We start from the raw sequence: 25,176 nt of genomic DNA on the forward strand, positions 1-25,176 counted from the left end.
AAGGGGGCTGTCCGCCCCCTTCACCCCGGACCAGGCACGGCCTGGACCGAGGGCCGAGAAACCGCGCGATGCCCGGTTTCTCGGACGGACCCGGGGCAAGACCACGAGCGGCGTTGCCAGCTGAGACAGCAGCGCTGCCCTGCTCGCCAGAAGCATTTTCCCTGTCGACAGCGCGCATCGCGCGCTGTCGCCCCGGGTCCAGCGCTTGCGCTGGTCCGGGTCCAGGGGTGGACAACCCCTGGTCGGGTCCGGGGTGAAACCCCGGCGCTACGCTGCGGTACCCCCTCTCAGTTGTTCGGCGCGCCGGCGCAGATCCAGTTCGCCACCGTGGTGACCTGCGGCGAAGGGAGCAGCCCGAGCTTGGGCATCTTCGTCCCCGAGCAGAGCTCGACATTCATCATCTTGTCGATGAGGTAACTCTGCGCGGGGTCGCCGGGCAGGACGAGCTTGCGGCCGTCGTTGCATTGCGAGGCGGCGACGTCGACGAGCTCGGCATACGCCTTTCCGGCGCTCAAATCGAGTCCTTCCTGCGCGTTGACTCCCTTGTGGCAGCCAGCGGAAGCGCAGTTCGCGGTGAAGAGGGGCTGGACGTCGTTGGCGAACGAGACGCTCCCGCTGCCGCACGTGCAGGTCCCGCCCGCGCAGGTTTGCCCGGTCGCGCACGCGTGGCCGCAAGCGCCGCAGTTGTTCGGGTCGGTCTGCGTATCGACGCAGGAGGCCCCGCACACGTCGAGCATGCCACACGTCGCGGCGCACGTGCCGGCATTGCAGACTTCGCCGGCGCCGCAGGCATGGCCGCATATGCCACAATGTGAGGCATCCGTGGCGAGATCGACACAATTCGCGCCGCCGCACGTCTCGCAGGACGGCGCATCGGTCCCGCTGTCGGCCTCGCCGTCGGGTCCAGCGTCGGGCCCGCCCCCGCCCTCGGGGAGCCCGGCGATCCAGGATTCGACGCACGCGACCTCGTCCGCCGGGAGGGCGCCCGTGGGCGGCATGCGAAGGCCGCAACCAGGCATCGCGAGCCTGAGCTTTTCGATCAGGAACGAGGCATCCGGATTCCCCGGCGTCACAAGGAGCTTGTTTTCGCACGTCTTCGAGGGCGCCCCGACGAGCCGCTGTTCGAGCCCCGGCGATACGAGGTCGAGGAACCCCGCGGGCTCGACGGACGCGTGGCAGCCCGCTTGTGAACAAGCCCGCGCGAAGACCGTTTCCTGAATGGATGCGAGGTCCGGCGTGCAGGTGTCCTCCGGCGCGGGTTGCGTGGCGGTCCCGGAGCAAGCCGAGGCGAAAGCGGCCGCGGGCACAGCCAATGCCGCGAGGGCCAGCCAAGGGAAAACTCGGTGTCGTGATTTCGCGAAAGTCATGGGCAAACCCTATCGAACGAGTTTGTCCTTTGTAAATATATTTTCGCGTGGGCACGCCCGTCACCGGGGAATGGTGCCAGGCAATTCATCGGGGGGGCGCGAATGCAGGGAAGGCGGGAAAAACGCGAAGAATGTGCGGGGATCCGGGTGCCGGATCCCCGCTGATCAAGCGGCTTACTTGCAGACCTTCTTGCCCTTGACGCCGCAGGTGCCCGAGCAGCAATCCGAGCCGACCGCGCAGGTCGCGCCGGACGCGCCGCACGTGGGCCCGCCGCCGCTGCCGCTGAGCAGTGCATCGAGCGCATTCTTCGCGCGCACGAGGCCATACCCGAAGTTCACGTCGCGGCCGGCCGCGCCGAGGTCCTCCGCGGTCGAGGTGAGCGCATTGCGGACGTCGTTGTTCGTCGCCGCGGGCTTCTGGCTCCAGATGAGCGCCGCGACGGCCGAGACGTGCGGCGTCGCCATCGAGGTGCCGTCCCACGCCTCGTACCCCGTGCCCGGGATCTGTTGCACCGTGTTCAGCGCCCCGCTCGCGCCGAGCGAGCTCGCGACGAGGGCCTGGCCGTCCTCCATGCTGATGCCAATGGCCGGGATCGCGCTCGTGCCATTGAGCGTGCCCGCGAAGCCGCCGGAGACGTTGTTGTAAATGACCGCGCCTGCGGCGCCGCCGGCCTGCGCATTGTTGACCTTGTCGGCGAAGCTGACCGTGCCGCGCTGGCAAAGCACGATCTTGCCCGCCCACGAGCCGACCGCGTCGCACAGCCCGCCATCGACGAGCGCGCCCGAGACGCTCTTCGCCGCCGCGCCGTCGATGATCGAACCCGCATACGAGCCCGAGCCCACCGTGAGGGTCGGCGTCGTCCAGGGCACGGTCGAGAGGACCTGCACGCCCGGTGCCGTGATCTCGACGTCGGCATTGTATTGCGAGAAGTCCGCCTTGGCCTTCGCCGAGTCGACGGCCGCCACGGACATGACGGACGCATAACCGGCCGGATACGAGGTCCTGTTGTTGCCGCCGTTGCCCGCGGCCGCGATGCTGAGCACGCCCGCGGCGTAGGCGCTGTCGAACGCAGCGTTCTCCGTGTTGCTGGAGAAGCTTCCGCCGAGGCTCATGCTCACGACCTTCGCGCCCGCGCTGCGGCATTCGTTCAGCGCGGCCACGAGATCCGAGGAGTACGACCAGGCGCAATCGGCGCCGTCGAAGACCTTCACGATGTGGAGCGAGACGTTGTCCGGCGCGACGCCCACGACGCCCAGCGAGTTGTTCACCGCGGCGATCGTGCCGGCGACGTGCGTGCCGTGGCCGCAGCTATCCGTGTTCCACGAGGTGCCACTCTCGCCCGTGACGGGCAGGCCCTGGAGATCGGCGTGGCCGGCATGAAAACCCGAGTCGATGATGCAGACCTTCGTGCTGCCGCTCGCGCTCGAGAAAGCGGCGTCGGTCGCTTGCACCATCGAAATGCCGTACGGCGTCGTCTGGCCGTAAAGCTCGCGGCGCTGATCGACCTCGACGTATTCGACGTTCGGATTGTTCGCCATGGCCTGGACGGCGACGTCGGGCAGGTACACGGCGCTCGCCGCTTGCTCGGGCAGATCCCGCGCGACCTTGCCGCCCGCGGCCGCGATCGACGCGCCACGCCGCGAGTAATCCTTGAACTTGATGATGTACCGGCCCTCGGCCGAGAGGGCGACCGGAGCGGCTCCCACGTCCTCCTCGCCCTCGTCCGCGCCGATGGCGCAAGCGGCGAGGCCGAGCGAAGCAAGGACGAGCGCGAGGGAATAACGAAGGTTGTGCGTCATGTCGGTTCCTTCTGGGATATGGAAATGAGGTACCGTCGCCGGTCGAAAATACGACTGGCGACATGGTCATTACGTCGAGAAGCGCCGCACGCGCACGTCCGTGGGTCACGCGTACAATCGCGCGCCTCGACATTGTCTTGCAGCGTCACGCCGTGGTTGGGTCAACGCGCGAGGGGCTCACCAAGGTGGGCTGTGACGCAGATCCAACGAAACCCCTTCGGGAACCGGAGCCGCCCGCGTGAACTTCAACATTATTCTGCTTCGGGCAGCATTGCAAGCGATTTCCATTTCGAAAATAAATGTACGCAAAACCTGGTTCCCGTAATAACCAGATCTCGTGCGCACCCAGGTCACGCACGTGACCAGCGCATGGCGACGTGGACGCACGCCGCCCGCAGGCTCATTCGTGCTCGGCGTCGCGCGGAGGACGGTCGCGCGAGGCTGCGAACGCAATCGCCTCCTCCAGCGCTTCCAGATCGACGGGCTTCGTCAAATGCTCGTCGAATCCAGCCTCGATCGCCTTGCGCTTGTCCTCGAGCTGACCATATCCGGTGAGCGCGACGAGGCCGAGGTGGCGCGTCGAAGGATGGGCCCGGAGCCGCCTCGCCACTTCATAACCATCGATCTCGGGGAGCCCGAGGTCCACGACGGCGACATCGAGCGCGACGCTGCCGGCAAGCTCGACGCCGGCCTTTCCATCCGCGGCCTCACACACCTCGTGCCCCTGCATCGAGAGCGACGTGGCGAGCGTCTTTCGCATGTCGTCGTTGTCGTCGATGAGCAGGATTCGCCTGGGGGTGATCGCTTTCGGCGCGCGCGGCGAGGCGGCCGTCGTCGTGGGCGCCGGGACCCGAGGGAAACGCACGGTGAAGACGGCGCCGCGATCCTCACCCTCGCTCGCGACGGAGACGCTCCCGCCCTGGAGCTCCGCGAGTTTTTTCACCAGGGCAAGGCCAATCCCCATGCCCCCGGATTTGCGAGCGAGCCCCTGCGCGCCTTGCACGAAAAGATCAAAGACATGCTCCATCATGGCGGCCGAGAGTCCCGGCCCCTGATCGGCGACCTCGAGCACGGCGCCGCGATCGTCGCCCTTTACCCGCACGTCGATGGCCGAGCCTTTCGGGCTGAACTTGAGCGCATTGTCGAGGAGGTTCGAGAGGATCTGCTCGACGCGGGAACGATCGGCCCGGATCCACGCGGCCTCCGCGTGCAGCGTGACGCGGTGATGCTCGAACCGACCCGAGGAGCGCCAGGTTTGAACGACCGCGGACGCCGCGTCGGCGAGGTTCATGACCTCCGGCTGGAGGTGGGCCTTGCCCATGACGATGCGGCTCATGTCGAGCAAATCCTCCACGAGGCGCGCCGTGTGCTTGGTCTGGCGCTTGATGACCTCGCGGGCATGCTTCGCCGCGGGGTGCTGCGGATCGACCACGTCGAGGAGGTGGCTGGCCGAGGTGAGCGCCGCGAGCGGATTTCGGAGCTCGTGGCTCATCATGGCAATGAATTCGTCCTTCGCGCGGTCGCCCTCCTGCAAGGCTCGTTTTTCGCGTTCGAGCAGCGCTTGACGCTCGCGCACGGCCGCCGCCGCCTCGTTCAGCGCGAGGGCGACGGTGCGGACTTCGGCGACGTGCTCCATGCCGCGCGTATTCATGGCCGTGCCCGTCGCAATGGCAGGCGCCGCCCGCGCGAGCGCGACGACGGGGCGCGAGACGCGCCGGCCGAGCCACAATGCGAGGAGGGAGGCGAGGGCGAGGGAGCTCGCAATGCCGCCGCCCATCGCCCACCCCGTGCGCCTCGCGCCGCTCAGCACCTCTTCGGCCGGAATGCCGAGCCCGATGCTCCAGTTCGTGAACCCCGAGGTGATGTGGGCCGTATACGCGTCGTACCCTTCCGTGGTCAGGCCGCGATACCACCCTTCGGGCGCGCGGGCGACTGCCGCGAGGAACGGTCCGCCTGCTTTTTCCTTGGGAATGGCCGGGACGCGCGCGATGAACGTCCCGTGGGAATCGATGAGCCCACTGACCCAGCCCTGACCCATGCGCTGTTTTTCGATCGGCGTGAGGAAAAACTCGGGCTTGACGAAAGCGAGTAGGACGTACCGGACCTGGCCGTCGTAGATCACGGGCACGACGACGTTGACGCCCCGCGTTTTCACGGAGGGCGACGTGACCATGGAGCCGATCGCCGGCGCGCGCGTGGTCGCCGCGCGCAGCGCGACTTCGGGCTCGACCAGATACCGGTGGCTCGTCAATGCCTCCGGGGCGACCGCGTTGTCGACGATCTCGCCGTCGGGGCGCGCGAGGATCACGTTGATCCAGGCGGGCTGCGAGCGGAGGACGCGAACGGCTTCCTCGTGGTACGTCGCGATGTCCCCGGTCTCCAGCGCGCGCAGGGAGGCGAGCGCGTGGAGCGCCGTGATCTGGCCCTGCACCTGCGCGTCGATGGCGCTCATCGTGGACCGCAGGCGCTCGATCGAGCCTTGCGCGAAGGTCTGTTGCTCGCGCAAGGCGAGCCGCGCCGTCAGGTACCCGGAGAACGCCGCGACCGGCAAGATGACGCCGAACGCGAGGAGGAGCAGGTGCGAACGAATGCGCATGCGAAGGAATGTCGGGCGTCCGTGGATGGGGCTTCAGGGCGTCCAGGTGACCGCGATCGTCCGACGTTGCTCGGCGCTCGTGGTGACGTTTCCGCCGGGGTTCGTCGAGAAAAGCGCGTCGCGGGTAGTGTTCGTCCGCGAGACCGTGATCTGGACCTCACAAGGCGCGAGAGGCGGCCCCGCAGGCGGCGGGCGGAGCTCGGCCTGCGTGATCACGAGCGCGCCCGTGTCCTCGTCGAGCGAACGCGTGAGCGCGTCGATGCAATCGCCCTGGACCGAGATCGAGACCTTGCCGCCTTCGGGATCGGCATCCCAGGAGAGCGAGAGCGGGAGGTCCTGCGTGAGGCCCTCGACGGCAAGCGTGAACGGGGGCGAGACCTCGACGACGACGCCGTGCACGTCGCGATCGTTTTGCCGTTCGAGGTCGAGGAGGAAATCACCCGGCAGCGCGTCGAGGTTGACCGAATAGATCGGGGCGCCATTGCTTTGCCCCTCGGTCATCGGTCGGCGGGTCCCGTCCACCGTGACGAACAGCGCATCGCCGCCCGTGAGCTCGACCGTGCCGATGGGGCTGCCGACCCGCACGTCAATCGCCGCCGCCGCGCCGTCGTCGAGCGCCGTCACGCCGACGAGCATGTCCCGCGTCGAGACCCGATCCGAGACCCGCACCGGGTCGAGGCCGCAGCCGGCGAGCAGGAGGGCGACCAAGAAAAACCCGTTTGCCCAAGCGCGGCTCATCGAAGCACCAAGCCCGCAGTCGGCCCGAGCCAGTACGTACGGTACAACCGCTCGGGATCGCCCTGCGTCACGTCGTCGATGCGCCCACGGAGGCCGAGATACCACCATTGATACCCTCCCGTGACCTCGATGTCGTAGGAGCGCACCCAGCCGTCGTCCGGGGTGATGGGCGTGAACCGAAAGGATGCAAAGAAGCGGATCTTCTTCTTCGGCAGGAGCGTCAGCCGCGCGAGGAGCAGCGGATACCCCGTGCCCCCGCGGCCGAGCCACACGGGGCGCTCGAATCCGAAGCCGCCGCCCACGCCGAGGACGATCGAGCCATCCACGCTCCCCTTCCAGCGCGCGGGCGCGAACGCGACGGCGGCCTCGGCGACCACGTCGAAGTTGCTCTGCGGCGTGCCGACCACGCCAATCTGCCCGAGCACGTCGTACCCGAGCCATTTCCAAGGAAACTCCGAGATGCCGACCCGCGCCCAGAGCCCGTAGCCGTTGTACGGCGCGAGCGTGCCCGCTCCGAGCCGCTGATCGCCCTGGAGATACGCGCCGTGCACCTCCATGCGCCAAAGCGCGACGTGGGAAGGATCCCCGGCCCGCGCAGGCAAAGGGCCCATGAGAATGCATGCGAGCGTGAGCGCGCCCGCGGCCCCACCGATGCGTCGTCGTCGCTCCTGCACGCGTCCTCGCCCCTTCCCCTTCGGCCGAGACGATACCACTTCCCAACGATGCGGTCTCGCAAACGCTCGTCGTTGGCGCTTGCAAGCGCGGGCGTCCCGGGCGACATGAGTCTCCCATGTGTCGCGTCCTCGCCTACCTCGGCGAGCCGATCTTCCTCGAAGATCTGCTCTACAAGCCCGATGTTTCGTTCGTGAACCAAACGCATCAGGCCGCGTTCTACACGCGACTGAACCTCGCAGGCTCGGGGCTGCTCGCGTGGGACGCGCGCTCGGAGCGCCCGGATCTACCCTTCGCCTACCGCAGCACGCAGCTCGCGATCTATGACCGGAACCTGCGCGCGCTCGCAGCGAAGGTGCGCGCGACGGCGCTGCTCGCGCACCTGCGCGGCGTGCCATACGACACGCGCGCCATCATCCACGAGCAGAACCTGCATCCGTTCCAGTTCGAGGGCGCGCGGCTCGCCCTCGCCCACAATGGGCAACTCGCGCGGTTCGACGAGATGAAGTTCGCGCTCCTGCCGAAGATCCGGCCCGAGATCGCGCGCGCAATCCGCGGGACGACCGACAGCGAGTGGTTCTACGCGCTCCTGCTCTCGCAACTGCCCGATCCGCACGCGGACCTCAGCGCGCTCGACATCGCCCGCGGCGTCACCTCCGCGCTGCGGATCGTGGCGGGGATCCGGCGCGAGCTCGGCATCCGCACGTTTTCCCCGATGAACCTCTTTCTCTCGGACGGCAACGACCTCGTCGCCGTCTGTTATACGTACGGGCTCGGCCAATACGACGGGCTCGGAGACGATTTCCACCCGCCAGAGGAGCGGGTGCTCCGGATCTGGTACACGATCGGAAAATCGTACGGCCTGTACGACGGCGAATGGCGAATGCTCTCGGCAGACGAGGACGCAAGCTCGTGCATCATCGCCTCCGAGCCGCTCACGCGGGATCACGGGACCTGGCACGCCGTGCCGCTCCAGCACCTCGTCTACGTGAAGCGCGGCGGCGAAAGGCCGCCCTCCGTCGAGGTCGTGCCACTCGACGTCGAGTGATCCTTCACCCATCGCAAGGCGTCGCGCCGGGGCGCTGCCCCGGACCCCGCGGGGGCTGTCCGCCCCTCGACCCGGACCAGCGCAAGCGCTGGACCTTTTGTGGAAGAACTGCGCGATGCGCAGTTCTTCCAAGGCGCCGGTGGCAAGACCAGGAAGGTGCGTTGCACGCTGGCAACGGGCACGTTGCCCGTTGAACCGTCAGCCTCGCCGGTCTTGACCTGGCCTGTTCGATGAACTGCGCGTTGCGCAGTTCATCGACCCTGGGTCCAGCGCTTGCGCTGGTCCGGGTCCAGGGGCGGATAGCCCCGGTGGGGCCTGGGGCAAAGCCCCAGCGCAGCGCCTCCCAGATGAGACCAATGCTTGGCGGATCAGCCGATGTGATGGTGCAGCGCCCGTGCCTCGGCGATGTCCCAGGCGAGATCCTCGGCTGAGATCACCTGACGCGTCTTCGTCGCGATCTGCGGCACGAGCCACCGCACTGCGTCTCCGATGTCACCGAAGTTTTTCTCGGGGTACGCCCGGACCTTGAGGGCGCTCGTCGCCTTCACGGTGCCGCGGAGGAGACTTGATCGCATGCCGTCTCCCTCGACGACGACGGCGCTCGCGAGGACGTGCGGGGCCATGAACTCGTCGAGCTTGCGCATCTCGGCTTCGAGGCTGTCGGGGATGGCGAGCCGCTGCGGGATGATGACGGCGACGAGACCGAACGACTTCGCGTCGTGATCGGACTCCTCGAGTAGCCAGCGCTTCACGGCGAAGGCGCGCCGCACGCGGTCGAGGTTGATCCTGCCCCAGACCGTCACGAGCACGTGGCCTCTCGTGGCGACGAGATACTCTTCGTCTGCGTCGAGGACCTGGAGCATCGCGATCCTTTATCCAGCCAAGACCGCCCCCGTCAAGGGGCGAAGGGTCAAGGCATGGGGCGGGCCTCCAGGAAATCGTGGATGTAGTCCGTCACAGCAGGCTCCAAGCCGAGATCCAAGCGCGCATATCTCGATGCTACCGCGATCGTTCGCGTGTTGTCTCGCGCGCGGCAGCTTTGTGATGTCTTCGAGGTACCCCGTTCCTTTGCAGCGTGGGTGCTGGATGTCGGGCGACGCAATCCCGTGAACCGGTGCCGCCAGAACCAGACCGTCGATCGCTGCAATTGTCCGCCCCCCTGCGAACGCGCCCTTGGCACGCACCTACCGCCTCGGGTACACCTTCGCCCGATGAGCGATTTCCAGTTCCAGGACATGCTCCCCCTCGGCAAGGACGAGACGCCCTACCGCCTCGTCACGAAGGACCACGTCTCGACGATCGAGGCGGCTGGCAGGACGTTCTTGAAGGTCGAGCCGGAGGGCCTCTCGCTCCTCGCGCGGGAAGCCATGCGCGACATCGCGCACCTGCTCCGCCCGGGTCACCTCGCGCAGCTTGCGCGGATCCTCGAAGACCCGGAGGCCTCGGCGAACGACCGCTTCGTTGCGCTGGAGCTGCTCCGGAACGCGAACATCGCCGCCGGGTTCGTCCTGCCCTCCTGCCAGGACACGGGCACCGCGATCGTGATGGGCAAGAAGGGGCAGTACGTGCTGACCGAGGGCAGCGACGAGGCCGCGATCGCGCGCGGCGTCGCTGATACGTATCGCACGACGAACCTGCGCTACTCGCAGCTCGCGCCGCTCGACATGTACCGCGAGGTCAACACGAAGACGAACCTGCCGGCGCAGATCGAGATCTTCGCGACCGAAGGCGACGCCTACAAGTTCCTCTTCATGGCCAAGGGCGGGGGCTCGGCGAACAAGAGTTACCTCTACCAGGAGACGAAGGCGCTCCTGAATCCGGAGAGCCTGCTCGCGTTCGTCGAGCAGAAGATCCGCTCGCTCGGCACCGCGGCGTGCCCGCCGTACCACCTCGCCGTGGTCGTGGGCGGCACGAGCGCGGAGCAGACGCTCAAGGTCGCAAAGCTCGCGTCCGCCCGCTACCTCGACACCTTGCCCACCGAGGGCAACGAGCTCGGCCGCGGCTTCCGCGACGTCGAACTCGAACGGCAGATCCTCGCGATCACGCAGCGCACAGGGATCGGCGCGCAGTTCGGCGGGAAATACTTCTGCCACGACGTCCGCGTGATTCGCCTGCCCCGCCATGGCGCCTCGTGCCCCGTGGGCATCGCGGTCTCGTGCTCGGCCGATCGGCAGGCGCTCGCGAAGATCACGAAGGACGGCATCTTCCTCGAGGCGCTCGAGCGGGATCCGGCGAAGTACCTGCCCGAGACGACGGACGCGGAGCTCGGCGGCGAGGTCCTGCGGATCGACTTGAACCGCCCGATGAGCGAGATCCGGGCCGAGCTCTCGCGGTATCCGATCAAGACGCGCCTGTCGCTCTCGGGGCCGATGGTCGTGGCGCGGGACATCGCGCACGCGAAGATCAAGGAGCGCCTCGATCGCGGCGACGGCATGCCCGGATACATGAAGGATTTCATGGTGTATTACGCGGGCCCCGCGAAGACGCCGGAGGGCTATGCCTCGGGCTCGTTCGGGCCCACGACCGCGGGGCGCATGGATGCGTACGTGGACCTCTTCCAGGCGAACGGCGGGTCGTACGTGATGCTGGCCAAGGGCAACCGCTCGCGCGCGGTGACCGAGGCGTGCAAGAAACACGGCGGGTTTTATCTCGGCTCGATCGGCGGTCCGGCGGCGCGGCTCGCGAAGGATTGCATCAAGAAGGTCGAGGTGCTCGAATACCCCGAGCTCGGGATGGAGGCGGTCTGGAAGATCGAGGTCGTCGATTTCCCGGCGTTCATCGTGGTCGACGACAAGGGGAACGATTTCTTCGCGGACATCGACGGGCCGAAAGCCAAGCGGCTCGACGTCGCGAAATAGGAGGACCGTGCGCGCCCAGACTCCCTACCGTGATGCAGATCCCCTGGGCGCGCTCATCTCGGAGCACCCCGTCTCGATCGTCCAGCAGGGCATTCGTATCGGCGTGGGGCTCTTCTGCATCCTCGTCGCGCTCGATTGCGTGGCCCTGCCGCTCTTCTTCATGCCGAAGCACGAGGCGGTCGAGCTCACGGGCCTGCTCGTCTTCGGCGGGGCGGCGCTCGTCTTCGGCGCGCTCGGGATCTGGGCCTTCTCTCATTTCGTGCGGGCCCGCGGACAGCGCGTGGAGGTGCACGAGGAGGGGCTGCGCATCGGGCGCGGCAAGGACACGAGGGACGTGCGCTTTCACGACATCACGTCCGTGGGAGGCCTGTTCTGGGAGGCGCTCGGCGACGCCCCGCCCGAGGTCTCGGCGCTCTGGATCGACGACCGTGAAGGCAACCGCCTCCGGCTGCCCACGCCCGTGCGCGGCCCGTACGCGCTCGGCCGCGAGCTCACGGCGCGCACGTTCGAGCATCGGCTGGAGGAGGCCGAGCGGCGCATCCAGGAGGAAGGGCGCATGTTGTTCGGGCGCTGCATGCTCGACGAGATGCGCCTCTTCCTCGGCGAAGGGAACGCGGTCTGGCGTCAGGACGTCCTGCGGGCGAAACTCTCGTCGCGGTGGATCGAGGTGCGGCTCGCGAGGGGCGGCAAGCGCCTCGTGCCGACGGAAGAGGTCCCCGACGCGGATGTCTTGCTCGTGATGCTCCGGCCGAAGGCCGAGGCCTGACGTTCAATCCATCGGAATGGGCTCGACGTGTTTTGCCGCGCGCGCGGCTCGCGCGAGGCCCCGCTTCTCCCGCGCTGCGAAGGCGGTCGGATCATCCGCAAGGAACCGCTCGTTCGTCTGCGGGGGCAGCGGCCCTTGGCCTTTCTCCTGGACGCGCCCCTCGTACCAGCGCCGATAGATGTGCGTGCGGTAGGCGCGGTAGACCGCAATGCCGGCGATCACGGCGGCGACGCACCAGGCGTGGAACCACACCGAGCTTCCCTGCCCGAGCGCCGTCGCGGCCGGAAAGCGCGGGACGCGCCGGAGCCAGATCTCCCCCTTCACCCCCGGCGGCAGGTCCATGCCATCGTCCTCGTCGATCTCGACGAGCCCGCCGAAACGCGCTGTGCCCGGCGGCGATTCGTAACGCACGTCGACGGCGCGGTGCACGGTCTTCTTCCCTTTGCCGTTGCTCGTCTCGTACGTCCGTTTGCCGAGGAGCGTCGCGACCACGTTCTCCCCGAGGAAGACGCGCGCCCGGTACGTGGCGAGCGGGACGTTCATGACGAACCCGAGGAACACCACCCACACGCACGTCCAGAAGAAGGCCCGCGCGCGGAGCTCGTGGCGGCGGGAGAGGCTCTCCGTCGAGATGTGCATGCCTTTCTGCGGCGAGGGCTTCATCATCCAGCCCATCGTGGCGGCCTCGCGATACCCGGCGGTCTCGCCGATCCCCTCGGGATCCGGCGCCTTGTGGAGCCGCCCCTCCACCACGACCCGCTCGCCCGGCAAGAGCTCGGCGCGCAGCTTCCGCCGCGTCGGATGCAGCCATTCTTTTTGATCGAGCGTGTCGACGAGCAGCACGTCCTCGGGCGGCTCGACCCGGACGCGCGCGCCCGTGTCATGCCGCAGATAGAACGGCCGCGCGCGGATCTCGCGCTCCTTCTCCACCCACGTGTGCGTCTTGTGGTTGTTCTTGTCGGCCTGCTCGCTGCCGTCCTGCGTGATTGTCACCCGGACGGCATCGGACTCGCCTTGCGCGAGCTCGACGGTGCCGGCGACGAACCGCGCGCCCTCGAAGAGCGGGGCCTTCGGCTTGATGACGGCGTCGGCCTCGACGGCCGCGCGGCGCGCGCGCCGGATCTCGCGCACGCAGAACGCGATCACGAGAAACAGGACAGCGTCGAGCGCGAAGACGAAGACGTGCGACCACGGCGCGTCGATGTGGTTGTCCTCGAAGACCTTGACGATGGGTTGCAAGGGGGCGCTCCGCGAATCAACGGCAGGCGCCGAGCGCGTTCATGACTCGTTTCCAATCCGGGGCGTTGAGCCGTCCGGGGAACCAGTGCACGCGGGCGTCTGTTTCCCCGATGTTGATCCAGAGCTTGCCCACGGTGAACTCGTAATCGCGTTTCTTGGCCAGGAAATCGCGATCCTGCACCTTGGCCTTCCCGAGCTTGCCCTCCAGGCAGCCGACCAGGGCCTCGCGGCGCGCCGGGAACGCCTTGGTTCCGCGCAGGGCCACGATCCGGAGCGTGCCCCCCTTCTCGTTGGGATAGGAGAGCTCGGCGTTCCACAGGAGCGGGTGATCCACGGCGACGGTGACGCCGAGCTCGATGAACGTGGACAAGGCTGCGCCGGGGAACTTCTGGGTCAAGGTCGCGGCGGCCTTGTCGACGGTCGTCGTGAGGTCGATCGTCTCCAGCGCTGCGAAGGGATGCGGCGCGCCGATCCAGCGGGCTTCCTCGGCGGTCGGGCCACTTCCCGCGCCAAAGACGGCGTGGAGGACGAGCTTCCACATGGCGACGAGCTGCGCCTTGGCTTGCGCGCTCGTGCCGCCCACGCGCCCCCCCAGCACGGTGGCGGAGACGAGGCCGGTCTTCGCGTCGGTGTTCACAGCCACGAGGCCCGCCCAGTTCCAGCTCCCGTCCACGAGCCCACCGTGCAGGCGGCTCCCGAGGGCCTCGATCCCCTTGGGTTCCACGGTCGCTCCGGAGCGCTGCACGAGCGTGAAGCTGTGGGGAAACGCGGGCTCCTTGTCGTCGTACATGAACGAGATGCTCTGGTAGCGCGGGTGCGAGACGGACACGGCGAGCATGGAGCCCAGGGGGTTTCCGGAAAGCGCCTTCGCAAGGTTTTCCCGGGTCTGGTCGATTCGAACGGCCGCGAGCTCCTGGGGGGTCTTGCCCGGCAGCACGGTCGCCACGACACCGCCTTTCCCCGAGGAGCGGGGTTTGCCGAGGGTGACCAGCGCGACGGTGACGCCGAGGACGGCCGCCATGATCCCGGCAGCGAGGGCGCCGATCACGGCGCCCCGGGGGGGAGCGGGGTGATACGTGAGCGGCAGGTTCGACGGGGCCGGAACGTGCGGGGGCGGGATCCACTGAGGGGGCGGGCGGAAATCGCGGGGGGTCTCGGCGGAGACGGTGCGGAGGAGGCGGCGTTCGCTGGTGGTCCCGCAGTAGCGACACTTCGTGAGCGTCGCGTCGGGCTTCACGTCGAGCGGTGCACCGCATTGGCGGCATTCGAGGATCATGGGCGGGAGGAAGATACCATCAGGAGATCGGGAACCAAGGGTGGCGTGGACGGCGCGGGGGGCGTGCTCCCGAAGGGAAGACGCGCACGGATCCGACGCGAGCGAGGGGGAAACGTTCCCGGCTGCGTCATCGCCAAGCTAGGAGGACCCGGGGAACGTTCCCGGCTGCGTCATCGCCAAGCTAGGAGGACTCGGGGAACGTTCCCCCCTGCGTCAGAGCGAAGCTACAAGAGAGGGGGGAACGTTCCCGGCTGCGTCATCGCCAAGCTAGGAGGACTCGGGGAACGTTCCCCCCTGCGTCAGAGCGAAGCTACAAGAGAGGGGGGAACGTTCCCCCCTGCGTCAGAGCGAAGCTACAAGAGAGGGGGGAACGTTCCGCGGTGCGTCAGAGCGACGCTACAAGAGAGGGGGGAACGTTCCCGGCTGGGTCCTAGCCGAGCTAGGAGGACGGGGGGAACGTTCCCGGCTGCGTCAGAGCGAAGCTACAAGAGAGGGGGGAACGTTCCCGGCTGCGTCATAGGCAAGCTGCAAGGACGGGGGGAACGTTCCTGGCGAGGTCCTAGCCAAGCGAGGAGGACGGGGGGAACGCGGGAGACGCTGTCCTCGCCAGGCGAAGTGCGCGACGGGAAGATTCCCCGGGGGCTCGTAGGGCGGCGCGGGGCGGCGGAGGCGGAGGCGGAGGCGGGGGCGGAGGCGGAGGCGGAGGCGGAGGCGGAGGCGGAAACGCAAACGCAAACGCAAACGCAAACGCAAACGCAAACGCAAACGCGAGTGGGACGGGTTGCAGGGATCCCGCTCGGGGACGGCGAGCGTACCGTCGTGCTCGGCCTCTTCAAGGCCAAGCCGTGCTCACCGTGCTCGCAGCACTGCGTGCTGCTCCGCGCGGTTCCGCGCGGTGCTGCGCAGCCTTGAAGAGGCCTGCGCGCGACGGTGTGGGACGGGGGTCCCGGCGATTGGGTCGTCGGGCGGAGGGTTCGTCAATGCTCAGGATTTACGATGTCGTTTTGGCCATGGCTGGAGACGCTGGGCTCATCGCGGAACGGATCGAACGGAAAGATCGAGATTTGGCTCGTCAGATGCGGCGGGCCATGCAGAGCGTGGCGCTCAATGTCGCCGAAGGCATGGGCAGCCTCCAGGGGCACAAACGGCAGCGCTACTCCACTGCCCTCGGCTCCGCCCGCGAGGTGCTGGCCTGCGTTCAGGTCGCCCAAGCCATGCGGCTCATCGAAAACGTCAATCCCAGCACGCTCGATCGCATGAATCACGTCATCGCCACGCTGAGCCGCCTCGTCTACCGCCGCGCCTCGTAGGAACAAGCCCTCCCTCGCCCCTCTCCCGGGATGGCTAGGTCCCTCTCCCGGGAGAACGCGGCCTGACGATCTCGAGGAGAAATATAACGCTGTTACACCTTCTCCTTGACGGATATATAACGCCGTTATATATCCGGTCATGCCCGCGCCATCCCATGCCACCGAGGCCACGCGTCGTGCCATCCTCGACGCGGCGGCGGAGCTCCTTGCCGAAGCGGGGGCGGAGCGCCTCTCGATACGCGAGGTCTGCGCGCGCGCAGGCGTGACGGCGCCGACGGTCTATCACCATTTCGGCGACAAGGATGGGCTCGTCCTGCAGGTGCTCGAGGACAGCTTCACGGCGTTCGTGCAGACGGTCGACGCGCTCGACAAGCCGCGGGATCCCATCGAGGCGCTCGCGCGGGCCTGGGATGGCTACGTGGCCTACGGCGTCGCGCACCCCATGCATTACCGCATCATGTTCATGCACCGCCTCGCCCGCGCGACGCCCATCCCCGCCGCGACGGCCGCGTTCCAGCGGCTCGTGGACGTCGTGTCCGCCGCGGAGGCAGAGGGCCTGCTCGTGCCGCCGCTGGAGGAGGCGTGCAAGGCGTTCTGGTCTTCGATGCACGGCGTCACCTCGCTCATCGCCTCCGGTCACCTGCCGCCCGATACCCCGGCCAGCGCGCTCGTGCGCGACGCCGTCATCGCCCACATCACCCGCCCGCGCGGCAGCGCGCGCCGCCCGGCAAAGAAGAGGAGCAAACCATGAGCCAGCATGAATCCGACGTGAACCCCTACCTGCAAGGCAATTTTGCTCCCTGGCGGATGGAGGGCGATGTCTGGGATCTCGACATCGAAGGCGAGCTGCCTGCCGCGCTGCGCGGCACCTTCTACCGCAACGGCCCGAACCCCGCCTACGAGCCGACCGGGCCCTACCACTGGTTCAGCGGCGACGGGATGATCCACGCCATCACGCTGCAGGACGGCCGCGCCTCGTACCGTAATCGCTACGTGAAGAGCCAGGGCCTCATCGAGGAGCGCGCCGCGGGCAGGTCGCTCTCCGGCAGCATGTTCCGTCCGAACCCCGATAGGCCGCGCAAGAACACGGCCAACACCAACATTGTCGCCCACGCGGGCCGGCTGCTCGCGCTCGTCGAGGCCTGCCTGCCCACCGAGCTCACCCCGGGCAGCCTGGAGACCCTGGGCGAATACGATTTCGGTGGCCGGCTGCGCGGCCCCATGACAGCCCACCCGAAGATCGATCCCGAGACCAGCGAGCTCGTGTTCTTCGGCAACTCGATCGCCGACGCCGCAGCCTTCAGCTACCACGTGGCCGACAGCGCGGGCGCGCTCGTGCATTCCACGCCCATCACGCTGCCCTGGGCCTCCATGGTGCACGATTTCGCGATCACCGAGGCCCACGCCGTCTTCCTCCTCGGCTCGCTGGTCTTCCGGCCGGAGCACCTCGCGGAGGGCAAGAACCCGTTTTCCTGGGAGCCCGAGCGCGGGATGCGCATCGGCGTGCTCCCGCGGCGAGGCGAGGGCGCAGCCGTGCGCTGGTTCGAGGTCGAGGAGGGTTACGTGTTCCATCCGATGAACGCATACGACGACGGCGACTCCATCGTGCTCGACGTGGCCCGCTATGGTCGAATGGATCTCATGGCCCCGGCAGCCATGCGCAATTCGGCCCCAGACGCCGACGAGGCGGCCCGGCTGCATCGCTATCGTATCGACCTCCAGGGCGGCGCTGTGCGCTCACAACCCCTCGACGACGTGTCGATCGAGTTCCCGCGCGTGGACGAGCGCCGCGTCGGCCGCAAGCACCGCTTCGGATACGCCGCGGCCGCGGGACCCGAGGGGAGCTCGCACAGGTCCCTCTGGACCGCAGTGCGGCGGTACGATCTCGAGCGCGGCACCTTCGAATCCCGCGCATTCGGCGAGGGCAACGGAGCAGGGGAGCCGCTCTTCGTCCCGAAGAACCCGGAGAGCGGCGAGGGCGACGGGTACGTGCTGGTGCTGGTCTACAATCAGGCACGCAATGCGAGCGATCTCTGGGTGCTCAATGCAGAGGACATTCAGGGCGAGCCCGTGGCCCGTGTGCGGCTGCCGCACCGCGTTCCCTATGGCTTTCACGGCAACTGGGTGCCCGCCGCCTGAGTCGCCTGGGCATTGGTCTCATTTTGGGGAGGCGCTGCGCTGGGGCTTTGCCCCAGGCCCCAGCAGGGGCTGTCCGCCCCTGCACCCGGACCAGCGCAAGCGCTGGACCCGGGGTCGATGAACTGCGCGATGCGCAGTTCATCGAACAGGCCAGGTCAAGACCAACGACGATCCTGCCAGCCAAGACAGCAGCGCTGAGGTTCAACTGGCAACGTGCCCGCCGCCAGCGTGCAACGCACCTTCCTGGTCTTGCCACCGGCCTGTGGGAAGAACTGCGCATCGCGCAGTTCTTCCCCAAATGGTCCAGGGCTTGCCCTGGTTCGGGTCGAGGGGCGAACAGCCCCCGCGGGGTCCGGGGCAGCGCCCCGGCGCGACGCCTCGCGATGAGACCAATGCTCAGATGCAAGGAAGCTCGGCTCAGGCGAGGCGCCGGAGGCAGAGCCGCAACCCGTCGCGCAGGTTGGCGCGCGTCTCGATCCCGCGCAGATCGACGCAGGAGGAGACCAGCGTGCGGGCGGCGCTCGCGTGGAGCCCCGTGATGAGTGCCCGCGCGCCGAGCAGCTCCACGGCGCGCCCGATGCGCACCAGCAATTCGGCCGCCTGCCCGTCCAGCGTGTCCACGCCGGTCACGTCGATGATTGCGAAGTGCGTCGCCGAGCTCGCCACGCGCGAAAGCAGCCGCTCGGTGATCTCCGCGGCCCGCGGGCCGTCGAGCGCGCCGATGAGGGGCAATGCCAGGACCCCGTCCCAGACCTGGAGGATGGGCGTCGAGAGTGCCTGGATGAGCTCTTTCTGGCGCTCGATGAGGGCATGGCTGTGCGCGAGCATCTCCGCCTGGCTGCGCTCGCGCTCGCCGCTCAAGGTCACGATCTCCGCATGCGCCTCCTCGAGCGCCCGGGTCCTGTCCTCCACCTTGCGCTCCAGGCTCGCGTAGAGCAGCGCATTCTCGATGGATATCGCCATCTGCGTGGAGAGCATCCGCAAAAGCTCCACGCGATCGGGCGTGAATGCGAAGGCGGCGAGCTCGTTCTCGAGATAGAGCACCCCCACGATCCCCCCGCGCTTGCCCACCGGCGCCGCCAGGAGCGACCGCGCCTTGCCCTGCGCGAGCCAGCGATCGCCGGAGAACTGCTCCGCGCTCGCCGCGTCCCCGAGGACCACGCTTTCGCCCGTCCGCGCCACGTAATGCACGATTCCCGTGGGCAGATCCTCGCGCGTCTCCAGGGGCACGCCCGCGAGCAGGGTGACCTTTCCGCGCTGGAGCTCCTCCTCGGCCTGGATCAAGAGATCGTCATTCTCTTTGAGGATCAAAATGCCCCGCGTCGCTCCGGCGCTCTCGAGGGCGATCCGCAAGAGCCTCTCGAGCAGGCGCGAGAGCACCACCTCGCCGGAGATGGCTTGCATGGCCTTGATGGCCGCGTGCACGTCGAGCGCCCGCGCGCTGCCGTCCTCCGCCCCTGCGCTGGCGCCCACGTGCGGCCCGCGGGCGGCGCGCGGCATGAGCGCGAAGAAGCTCTTTTCGAGGCGCTCCGTCACCGAGGCCGCCCCCCATTGACCGTAGAGCGCGTGCGCCTCGTGGAGGTACGTGCGCGCGACCTTCGGCTTTCCGAGGCGCAGGTGATAACGCGCGCACAGCTCGTTGCCGAGCGCCTCGTCCTGCACGAAACCTCCCGCGGCCGCCGCCGCGATGCCCTCATCGTAGAGATCGACGGCCGAAAGGCGCTCGCCGCGGGCCCGGGCAATCTCGGCGCGCAAGAGGAGCGCGCGGTGCCGGTGGTTGTCCGGGCACAGATCGGCCCAGCAAGAGAGCTTTTCGGCGGAGGCCTCGGCGCGGGCCAGGTTTCTCGCGCGCATCTCGGGTGCGGCCTCTTCCGCGGCCAGCAGCAGCGCCAGGGAGGCATAGAAGTGATAGACGACGCTCACGTGCCAGCTCACGACCGAGGGGATGTCGGGCTCGGCCCCGAGGGCCACCTCCGCCGCCTCGGCGTAACGGCCCTGGAAGACGTCGTGCATGATGGTGAAGTTATCCGCGAAGAACAGCACGGCGCGGTTGCCCATCGCGGTCGCCGTGCTCCGGACGGCGTCGATGTCGAGCCAATCCCCCAAAAGCTTGTCGCTCTGCGCGGACGGGGTGGAAAGGTTCTGCGCGATCTGGGCGGCGGCGTTCACGATCCAGGTGAAGCCGCCGGAGACGTCGAGCTTGCACACCGGCGCGAGCGCCGCCGCCTCCTCGAGGACCTCCGCGAGACGCGCGCCCGAGAGCAGGCTGTTCGTGGGGATGTTCGTCGCATTGTAAAAGGCCCAGACGTACTGGCCCGTCTCGAGGCCCACGTGCACGCCCCGCGGGAAGTTCTCCTTGTACTTCGAATAGGGCTCCTTCCAGTGCTGCACGAACGCGCCCCACATGTTGCAGAGCATCGATTCGGATTTCTTCTCCGGATAACGCTCGCTCACCCGCACCGCGAGCTTTCCGAACTGGTAGCCGAGCTCGATGTCCCCCCGCACGCAGAGGAACATCCCGAAATTCACGAACGCATAGATCGTGTGCTTCGACAGCCCGTGCGCGAGCGCCTGCTGCACCATCTTCGCCACCGTGATCGCGTGGTTGTTCGGCGAGACGAAGTAGCAGGGCGAGAGCATGTCCTCGAGCACGTCCTGGAGGGCCATGATCTCGGGATCCGCGAGGAGCGGCAGATCGACCAGCGAGTCGATGGGGCGGCCCTCGAGCGCGGCGAGGGTCGCGTCGAGCTCGGCGCTGCTCGCCTCATCGCTCGGAAAGCGCGGCAGATGGATGCCGAAGGGCTCGAGCGCGGCGAGGCCCTCATCGAGGGCGGCGAGGAGATCGTTCGTCAAAACGTGGGCGTTCATCACGAGCCGCCGGACCTGGGTGCGCTCGAGGCGGCTCCGGGCGTGCGTGAAGGCCTGGCCGAGCGTCTCCCGCGCCTGCGCGTGACGCTCGCACAGGGCCTCCATCTCGCCCTTCTTCATGAAATAGCGGAGCGCGAGATCGTAGTGGGCATCCCAGGCGTCCGCGGGGAGCAGGACGATGCCGTGCTCGAGGTAGCGGAGAGCGGCTGGGAATGCGGCTGCCCCCCCGGCGCGCTCGGCGGCGGCGAGGTTCATTTTGCAGAGCGTGAGGAGCTCCTCGGCCTCCAGCACCAGCGCGCGCGCGCTGTTCAGGTGGCCCGTGGCGTCGAACAGGCTCTGCGCGTCGCTCTTCTTCGAGAAGAGGCGCCCGATGTGCAGGTGGAGCGCGGCCCGCTCGTCCTCGGCGAGCATCGCATAGGCGGCCTCCTGGATCTTGTCGTGGGTGAAACGGTATGAATCGCCGGCGCGCGCCACGAGCCCTGCCTCGAGGGCCGGGGCGAGGCGGCCGTACGCCTCCTCCGGCGCGCATGCGGTGACGATGCTGAGCGTGCAGAGCTCGAACGGGCTGCCAATGGCGGCGCCGATCTCGAGCGCCTCCTGCGTGACCCGGGGCAGGTGCCGGATCGCGTCGAGCATCAAGTCCACCACGTTGGCCATGTGTGGCATCGCGGCGATCGCCTCGAGCGAGCTCCAGCCGAGCGATCCGTCCGGTCCGGGCGTGAGGGCCCCCTTTTCGTGGAGCGACCGCAAGAGCTGCCGCACGAAAAATGGATTGCCTCCCGTCTTTTGCAATACGAGCTCGGCCGCGCCCTCGGGGCTCGGCGCGCGCAGGCTGTCCGCGAGCAGCTCTTTGACGTGCTCGAGCCGGAGCGGGCCGAGCACGATCTCCCGCAGGCCGAGGCCGCCCTTTCGCAGCTCCGCGAGTGTCGTGCGGAGCGGGTGCGTGACATTCACCTCGTTGTCGCGGTAAGCGCCCGTGAAGAAGAGAGCCTCGATGCTGTCGTCGAGCAGGAGCGTGGTAAGCAGGCGCAGGCTCGCCGCGTCGGCCCATTGCAGGTCGTCGAGGAAGAGCACCAGCGGATGGGCGCGCCGGGCGAATACCGAGACGAACCTCCGCATCGCGAGGGTGAATCGATTCTGGGCCTCGACGGGCCCGAGGGCCGGCGCGGGCGGCAGCTCGCCGAGGACGTGCGCAAGCGAGGGGAGCACCTCGCAGACGACGGACGCGTTCGGGCCGAGCGCGGCGAGGAGCGCCTCTTTCCACGCGCGCACGCGTCCTTCGCTCTCGCATAGGATTGTCCGGACGAGCCCGTCGAAGGCCTGGAGGATGGCGCTATAGGGCGCCTCGCGGTTCAACTGGTCGTACTTGCCCGTGATGTAATAGCCCCTGGCCCGCGCGAGCGGCTTCAAGATCTCCGCGACCAGCGAGGATTTCCCGACGCCCGAGTAGCCCGAGACGAGCGTGATCTCGCGCGCCCGGCCGAGCACCCGCTCGAAGGACGCGACGAGCTCCGCGACGTCGTTCTCGCGCCCGTAGAGCTTGTTCCGGAGCAGCAGGCGGGCGTTTTCGTGCAGCACTCCGAGGGGGAATTCGTCGATACCGCCATCGGGGCGGAGCCGCTGCCGGCACGCCTCGAGGTCGGCGAGGAGGCTCTTCGTGCTCTGGTAGCGATCCTCGGGGTTCTTTTCGAGCAGCCGGAGCACGATCGCCTCGAGCGGCGGCGGCACGTCGAAAGCGATCTTGGAAGGCCGCTCGGGCGCGAGGGCGAGGTGCGCGTGGATGAGCTCGAGCGGGTCCCGGGATCGAAATGGCAATTGCCCGGTGAGGAGCGCATAGAAGATGACGCCCAACGAATAGAGGTCGGAGCGCTCGTCGACGCCGCGGTTCATGCGCCCGGTCTGCTCGGGGGCGAAGAAGGGCAGGGTCTCGGCGACGAAATGCGGTTCGTAAAGTGCGTCATTTTCGCGGCTCAGCGCCGCATCCGTGCCGAAGCTCGCGATGGTGGGGCGGCCGCTCGCGTCGACGACGATGCTCGCCGCCGAAAGCCCCCGGTGCACGACGCCGGCCGCGTGTATCGCGCCGAGCGCCGTGGTGAGCGGGATGGCGAGGTCCAGAATCGCGCGCGCGGAAGCGGGCGACTTCAGGCGGGCTGACAGGGGCTCGCCCTCGACCTCGGCGAGGACCATGGCCATGCCCTCGCCGGTCGGCTCGAAGCCATGCACGCGCACCACGCCAGGGGCGCGCAGGCGCGACAGGCGTTGATAGTCGTGCTTGAAGCTGGCGACGTCAGCGACGCGATTGGACTCGGCGCGGAGCACCTTCACGCGCACCGGAAGACCGTCGCTCTCCCTGCGACCACGAAACAGCCGTGACATCGCAGTCCTTGCGAGCTCTTCCGTGATCGTTACTTCTTCCAGCCGGGTCATGTCGATGCCTCACATGCCCCCCCCGTTTGTCGCCGAACTCCCAGGCTATACGCCACGTGGGATCCGCGTCAATCATTGCGGCGAACGTGCAGGCGCGAGCACGCACGCAGGATGCGTCGGCACGTTGACACGTGCTCGCCTCGCTCGGAAAAGGACGTGCACGAATATCAAGAGATACGGGCGCTCTGGTGTTGGCCCGACATTTCGAGCATTGAGACGCACGCGAGCAGGCACCATGCGCGCAACCATCGAAAGCTGGTGCGTTGCGAACGAGAGGTCCTCGCGAGGCTTTCACCGCCGCCGAACCGTCCGATACCTACGGCACCTGAATTGCACCACGGATGCCCGAGGTTCACCGACGCTGCGTTGGCACGCTGTGCCGCGATCGAAAGGAAGGCAAGCATGAGCACTCTGTATCAGATGGGGCGCGCTCTCCGATTCGGGTTCGTCCTTTCGCTTGTGACCATGTTCGTCCTCGTGAATGGCTGTGCTTCGGAGGATGTCGTGGAGGAATCCGAGCCATCCACGGATCTGGCCACCGAAAACCTGGTGAGTGTGCCCCCCTCGGGCCAGTGGACATGCAAGATGGCAGGGTTGTACCTGTCCACGCTGGTGGTCTTTCCCGATGGACAGTGCAGCATCGTCCTGCCAGAGTCCTTTGGCTCATCGCGGATGTATTGCTCGGGCTCATCCCCTTTCCTGTCCTGCCCGGATTGCGAATCGCTCAGGGGAGGATGCTCTCTCCGGCCGTAGCGCTCTCCGGTGTGACAGCCGTGCATGGTCCGAAGCGAAATCGCCCGGGGCTCGCGGATACCGCGGGCAGACGCCACGTTTCTACGGATTTCCGAAATGAGGCCAGACCCGTCGCACACAAGTCGGGACGCCTCTGATCACGACGCACCTCTCCCCTCGACGGCACGTAACGCCATCGCAAGGACCAGGGCGGGGAACACACATAGGGCGGTCCATTGGCGCCATGCATACCTGTCCTGGAGGACAGACGACTCCATCGCAGGGATCAAACTGCGCTGCACGTGCCGGTGCGACGCGCACCATCACCAGGAGTGAGGCTACCAGTGCGATGGCAATCCGCTTCCTCTGCAAGCAATCCAGTACGATCGCCGTCATCGCACGCCGGGTCGTTCTCATGGCTGCCCCTCCTTCCTCGTCAGCCGCCTGACGACCTCATGGAGTGCGAGGAGCGGAGGTGCAAGAGGGTGAGAATCGCCCTGCGCGGGCCCGCCGGCGGCTCGTGCCAACGCCCCCGCGATTGCATCATCCTATCGAACTTGGAAAACGGTTGTGGACCCGGCGGCCGTTCCCGTAACCTCCTCCGCTGGGGCTCGACGCTACCGTGCCCCGAGAGGACTTCATGAAAGAAGCTGAGGCGAGGCAGATCATCGAGGCCTATTTCCACGCGGCAATGAAGGAGCCCGATATCCGGGTCTTCACCGCTTTTTTTGCGCCCGATGGCGTCCTCGAGGATCCGGTGGGGACGCCGCCGCTCCGCGGGCGTGAGGCGATTGCAAGCTTCCTGGAAGCAGGCAAGTCGAAGCTGGGGCCCTCCGAGATCGTCGTCCGGGAGATCATCACCTGCGGCAGCGAGAGCGCGGTGCGCTGGTCGGGCGACCTCTTGACCAAGCGAGGGGAGCGCCTGAACATCGAGGGTATCGGGGTCTTCACCTTCGACGAGCAGAACAAGCTCCGCCACGTCAGGGAGTTTTATGACGTGGCAAAGTTGCTCGCGATCTTCTCCTGAGCAGGCCGCGGCACCTCCGCGCGCACCGACCTGTCTCCGCTCCCCTTCCAAGACCACCTCCCCGCGCGCCGCCCTGTCTCCGCTCCCCTTCCAAGACCACCTCCCCGCGCGCCGACCTGTCTCCGCTCCCCTTCCAAGACCACCTCCCCATCCGGGGACCTGTCTTCGCGCCCCTTCCAAGACCACCTCCCCGTCCGGGGACCTGTCTTCGCGCCCCTTCCAAGACCACCTCCCCGCGCGCCGACCTGTCTCCGCTCCCCTTCCAAGACCACCTCCCCGCGCGCCGATCTCCCGTTGCGCCCTTTCCAAGACC

Annotated in this window: 16 protein-coding genes; 7 read left to right on the top strand and 9 right to left on the bottom strand. The window is 67.8% G+C overall.

What is annotated here, in order from left to right; translation table 11 throughout:
• Positions 1 to 287: 287 nt before the first annotated feature.
• From KEG38_RS52520 to KEG38_RS52540, 5 genes are all read right to left on the bottom strand, one after another.
• Entirely contained in the window at positions 288 to 1,367 is a 1,080-nt protein-coding gene (locus tag KEG38_RS52520; protein ID WP_272428229.1) for a hypothetical protein, read from the bottom strand.
• A 174-nt stretch (positions 1,368 to 1,541) separates the two neighbouring features.
• Positions 1,542 to 3,167, bottom strand: a complete 1,626-nt coding sequence (locus tag KEG38_RS52525) for a S8 family serine peptidase (RefSeq protein WP_272428228.1) — start codon at positions 3,165 to 3,167, stop codon at positions 1,542 to 1,544.
• A 400-nt stretch (positions 3,168 to 3,567) separates the two neighbouring features.
• A complete protein-coding gene (locus KEG38_RS52530; RefSeq protein WP_272428227.1) occupies positions 3,568 to 5,763 on the bottom strand; it encodes a hybrid sensor histidine kinase/response regulator in 2,196 nt (731 codons plus the stop codon).
• Between the two features lie 33 nt (positions 5,764 to 5,796).
• Positions 5,797 to 6,501, bottom strand: a complete 705-nt coding sequence (locus KEG38_RS52535; protein WP_272428226.1) for a hypothetical protein — start codon at positions 6,499 to 6,501, stop codon at positions 5,797 to 5,799.
• Positions 6,498 to 7,175 carry a hypothetical protein gene (locus KEG38_RS52540; RefSeq protein WP_272428225.1) on the bottom strand — a complete coding sequence of 226 codons (678 nt, stop codon included), beginning with the start codon at positions 7,173 to 7,175 and terminating at the stop codon, positions 6,498 to 6,500. Before KEG38_RS52540 ends, KEG38_RS52535 begins: the two co-directional genes overlap by 4 nt.
• 116 nt (positions 7,176 to 7,291) lie before the next feature.
• Here KEG38_RS52540 and KEG38_RS52545 point away from each other — a divergent pair, with 116 nt between their 5' ends.
• Positions 7,292 to 8,221, top strand: coding sequence for a class II glutamine amidotransferase (locus KEG38_RS52545; RefSeq protein WP_272428224.1), 930 nt, complete (start codon positions 7,292 to 7,294; stop codon positions 8,219 to 8,221).
• A gap of 368 nt (positions 8,222 to 8,589) precedes the next feature.
• Here the strand turns inward: KEG38_RS52545 and KEG38_RS52550 are convergent, their stop codons facing one another.
• Positions 8,590 to 9,084, bottom strand: coding sequence for a hypothetical protein (locus KEG38_RS52550; protein WP_272428223.1), 495 nt, complete (start codon positions 9,082 to 9,084; stop codon positions 8,590 to 8,592).
• Positions 9,085 to 9,432: 348 nt separating this feature from the next.
• Between KEG38_RS52550 and KEG38_RS52555 the strand changes: the two genes are divergently transcribed.
• Both KEG38_RS52555 and KEG38_RS52560 read left to right on the top strand, forming a co-directional pair.
• On the top strand, positions 9,433 to 11,079 hold the full coding sequence (locus tag KEG38_RS52555) for a fumarate hydratase (RefSeq protein WP_272428222.1): 1,647 nt from the start codon (positions 9,433 to 9,435) through the stop codon (positions 11,077 to 11,079).
• A gap of 7 nt (positions 11,080 to 11,086) precedes the next feature.
• Complete coding sequence (locus KEG38_RS52560) at positions 11,087 to 11,845, top strand: hypothetical protein (RefSeq protein WP_272428221.1); 759 nt, start codon at positions 11,087 to 11,089, stop codon at positions 11,843 to 11,845.
• Positions 11,846 to 11,848: 3 nt separating this feature from the next.
• On the opposite strand, the gene KEG38_RS52565 is transcribed toward KEG38_RS52560, so the two are convergent.
• Both KEG38_RS52565 and KEG38_RS52570 read right to left on the bottom strand, forming a co-directional pair.
• The gene (locus KEG38_RS52565) at positions 11,849 to 13,084 is read right to left on the bottom strand and encodes a hypothetical protein (protein WP_272428220.1); all 1,236 of its coding nucleotides are present in this window, start codon (positions 13,082 to 13,084) and stop codon (positions 11,849 to 11,851) included.
• A gap of 16 nt (positions 13,085 to 13,100) precedes the next feature.
• The gene (locus KEG38_RS52570) at positions 13,101 to 14,360 is read right to left on the bottom strand and encodes a hypothetical protein (RefSeq protein WP_272428219.1); all 1,260 of its coding nucleotides are present in this window, start codon (positions 14,358 to 14,360) and stop codon (positions 13,101 to 13,103) included.
• Between the two features lie 980 nt (positions 14,361 to 15,340).
• Between KEG38_RS52570 and KEG38_RS52575 the strand changes: the two genes are divergently transcribed.
• The 3 genes from KEG38_RS52575 to KEG38_RS52585 all read left to right on the top strand — a co-directional run bounded on the left by KEG38_RS52575 (position 15,341) and on the right by KEG38_RS52585 (position 17,809).
• Entirely contained in the window at positions 15,341 to 15,670 is a 330-nt protein-coding gene (locus KEG38_RS52575) for a four helix bundle protein (RefSeq protein WP_272428218.1), read from the top strand.
• 139 nt (positions 15,671 to 15,809) lie between these two features.
• Positions 15,810 to 16,421: a TetR/AcrR family transcriptional regulator gene (locus KEG38_RS52580; protein ID WP_272428217.1), complete on the top strand. Its 612-nt coding sequence runs from the start codon at positions 15,810 to 15,812 to the stop codon at positions 16,419 to 16,421.
• Complete coding sequence (locus tag KEG38_RS52585; RefSeq protein WP_272428216.1) at positions 16,418 to 17,809, top strand: carotenoid oxygenase family protein; 1,392 nt, start codon at positions 16,418 to 16,420, stop codon at positions 17,807 to 17,809. The genes KEG38_RS52580 and KEG38_RS52585 overlap by 4 nt, the downstream gene beginning before the upstream one ends.
• Positions 17,810 to 18,226: 417 nt before the next feature.
• On the opposite strand, the gene KEG38_RS52590 is transcribed toward KEG38_RS52585, so the two are convergent.
• On the bottom strand, positions 18,227 to 23,104 hold the full coding sequence (locus KEG38_RS52590) for an AAA family ATPase (RefSeq protein ID WP_272428531.1): 4,878 nt from the start codon (positions 23,102 to 23,104) through the stop codon (positions 18,227 to 18,229).
• A gap of 1,372 nt (positions 23,105 to 24,476) precedes the next feature.
• Between KEG38_RS52590 and KEG38_RS52595 the strand changes: the two genes are divergently transcribed.
• Complete coding sequence (locus KEG38_RS52595) at positions 24,477 to 24,863, top strand: nuclear transport factor 2 family protein (protein ID WP_272428533.1); 387 nt, start codon at positions 24,477 to 24,479, stop codon at positions 24,861 to 24,863.
• The last annotated feature ends 313 nt before the right edge of the window (positions 24,864 to 25,176 follow it).

This window comes from Polyangium jinanense (assembly GCF_028435265.1).
GTDB classification, from domain to species: Bacteria; Myxococcota_A; Polyangia; order Polyangiales; family Polyangiaceae; genus Polyangium; species Polyangium jinanense.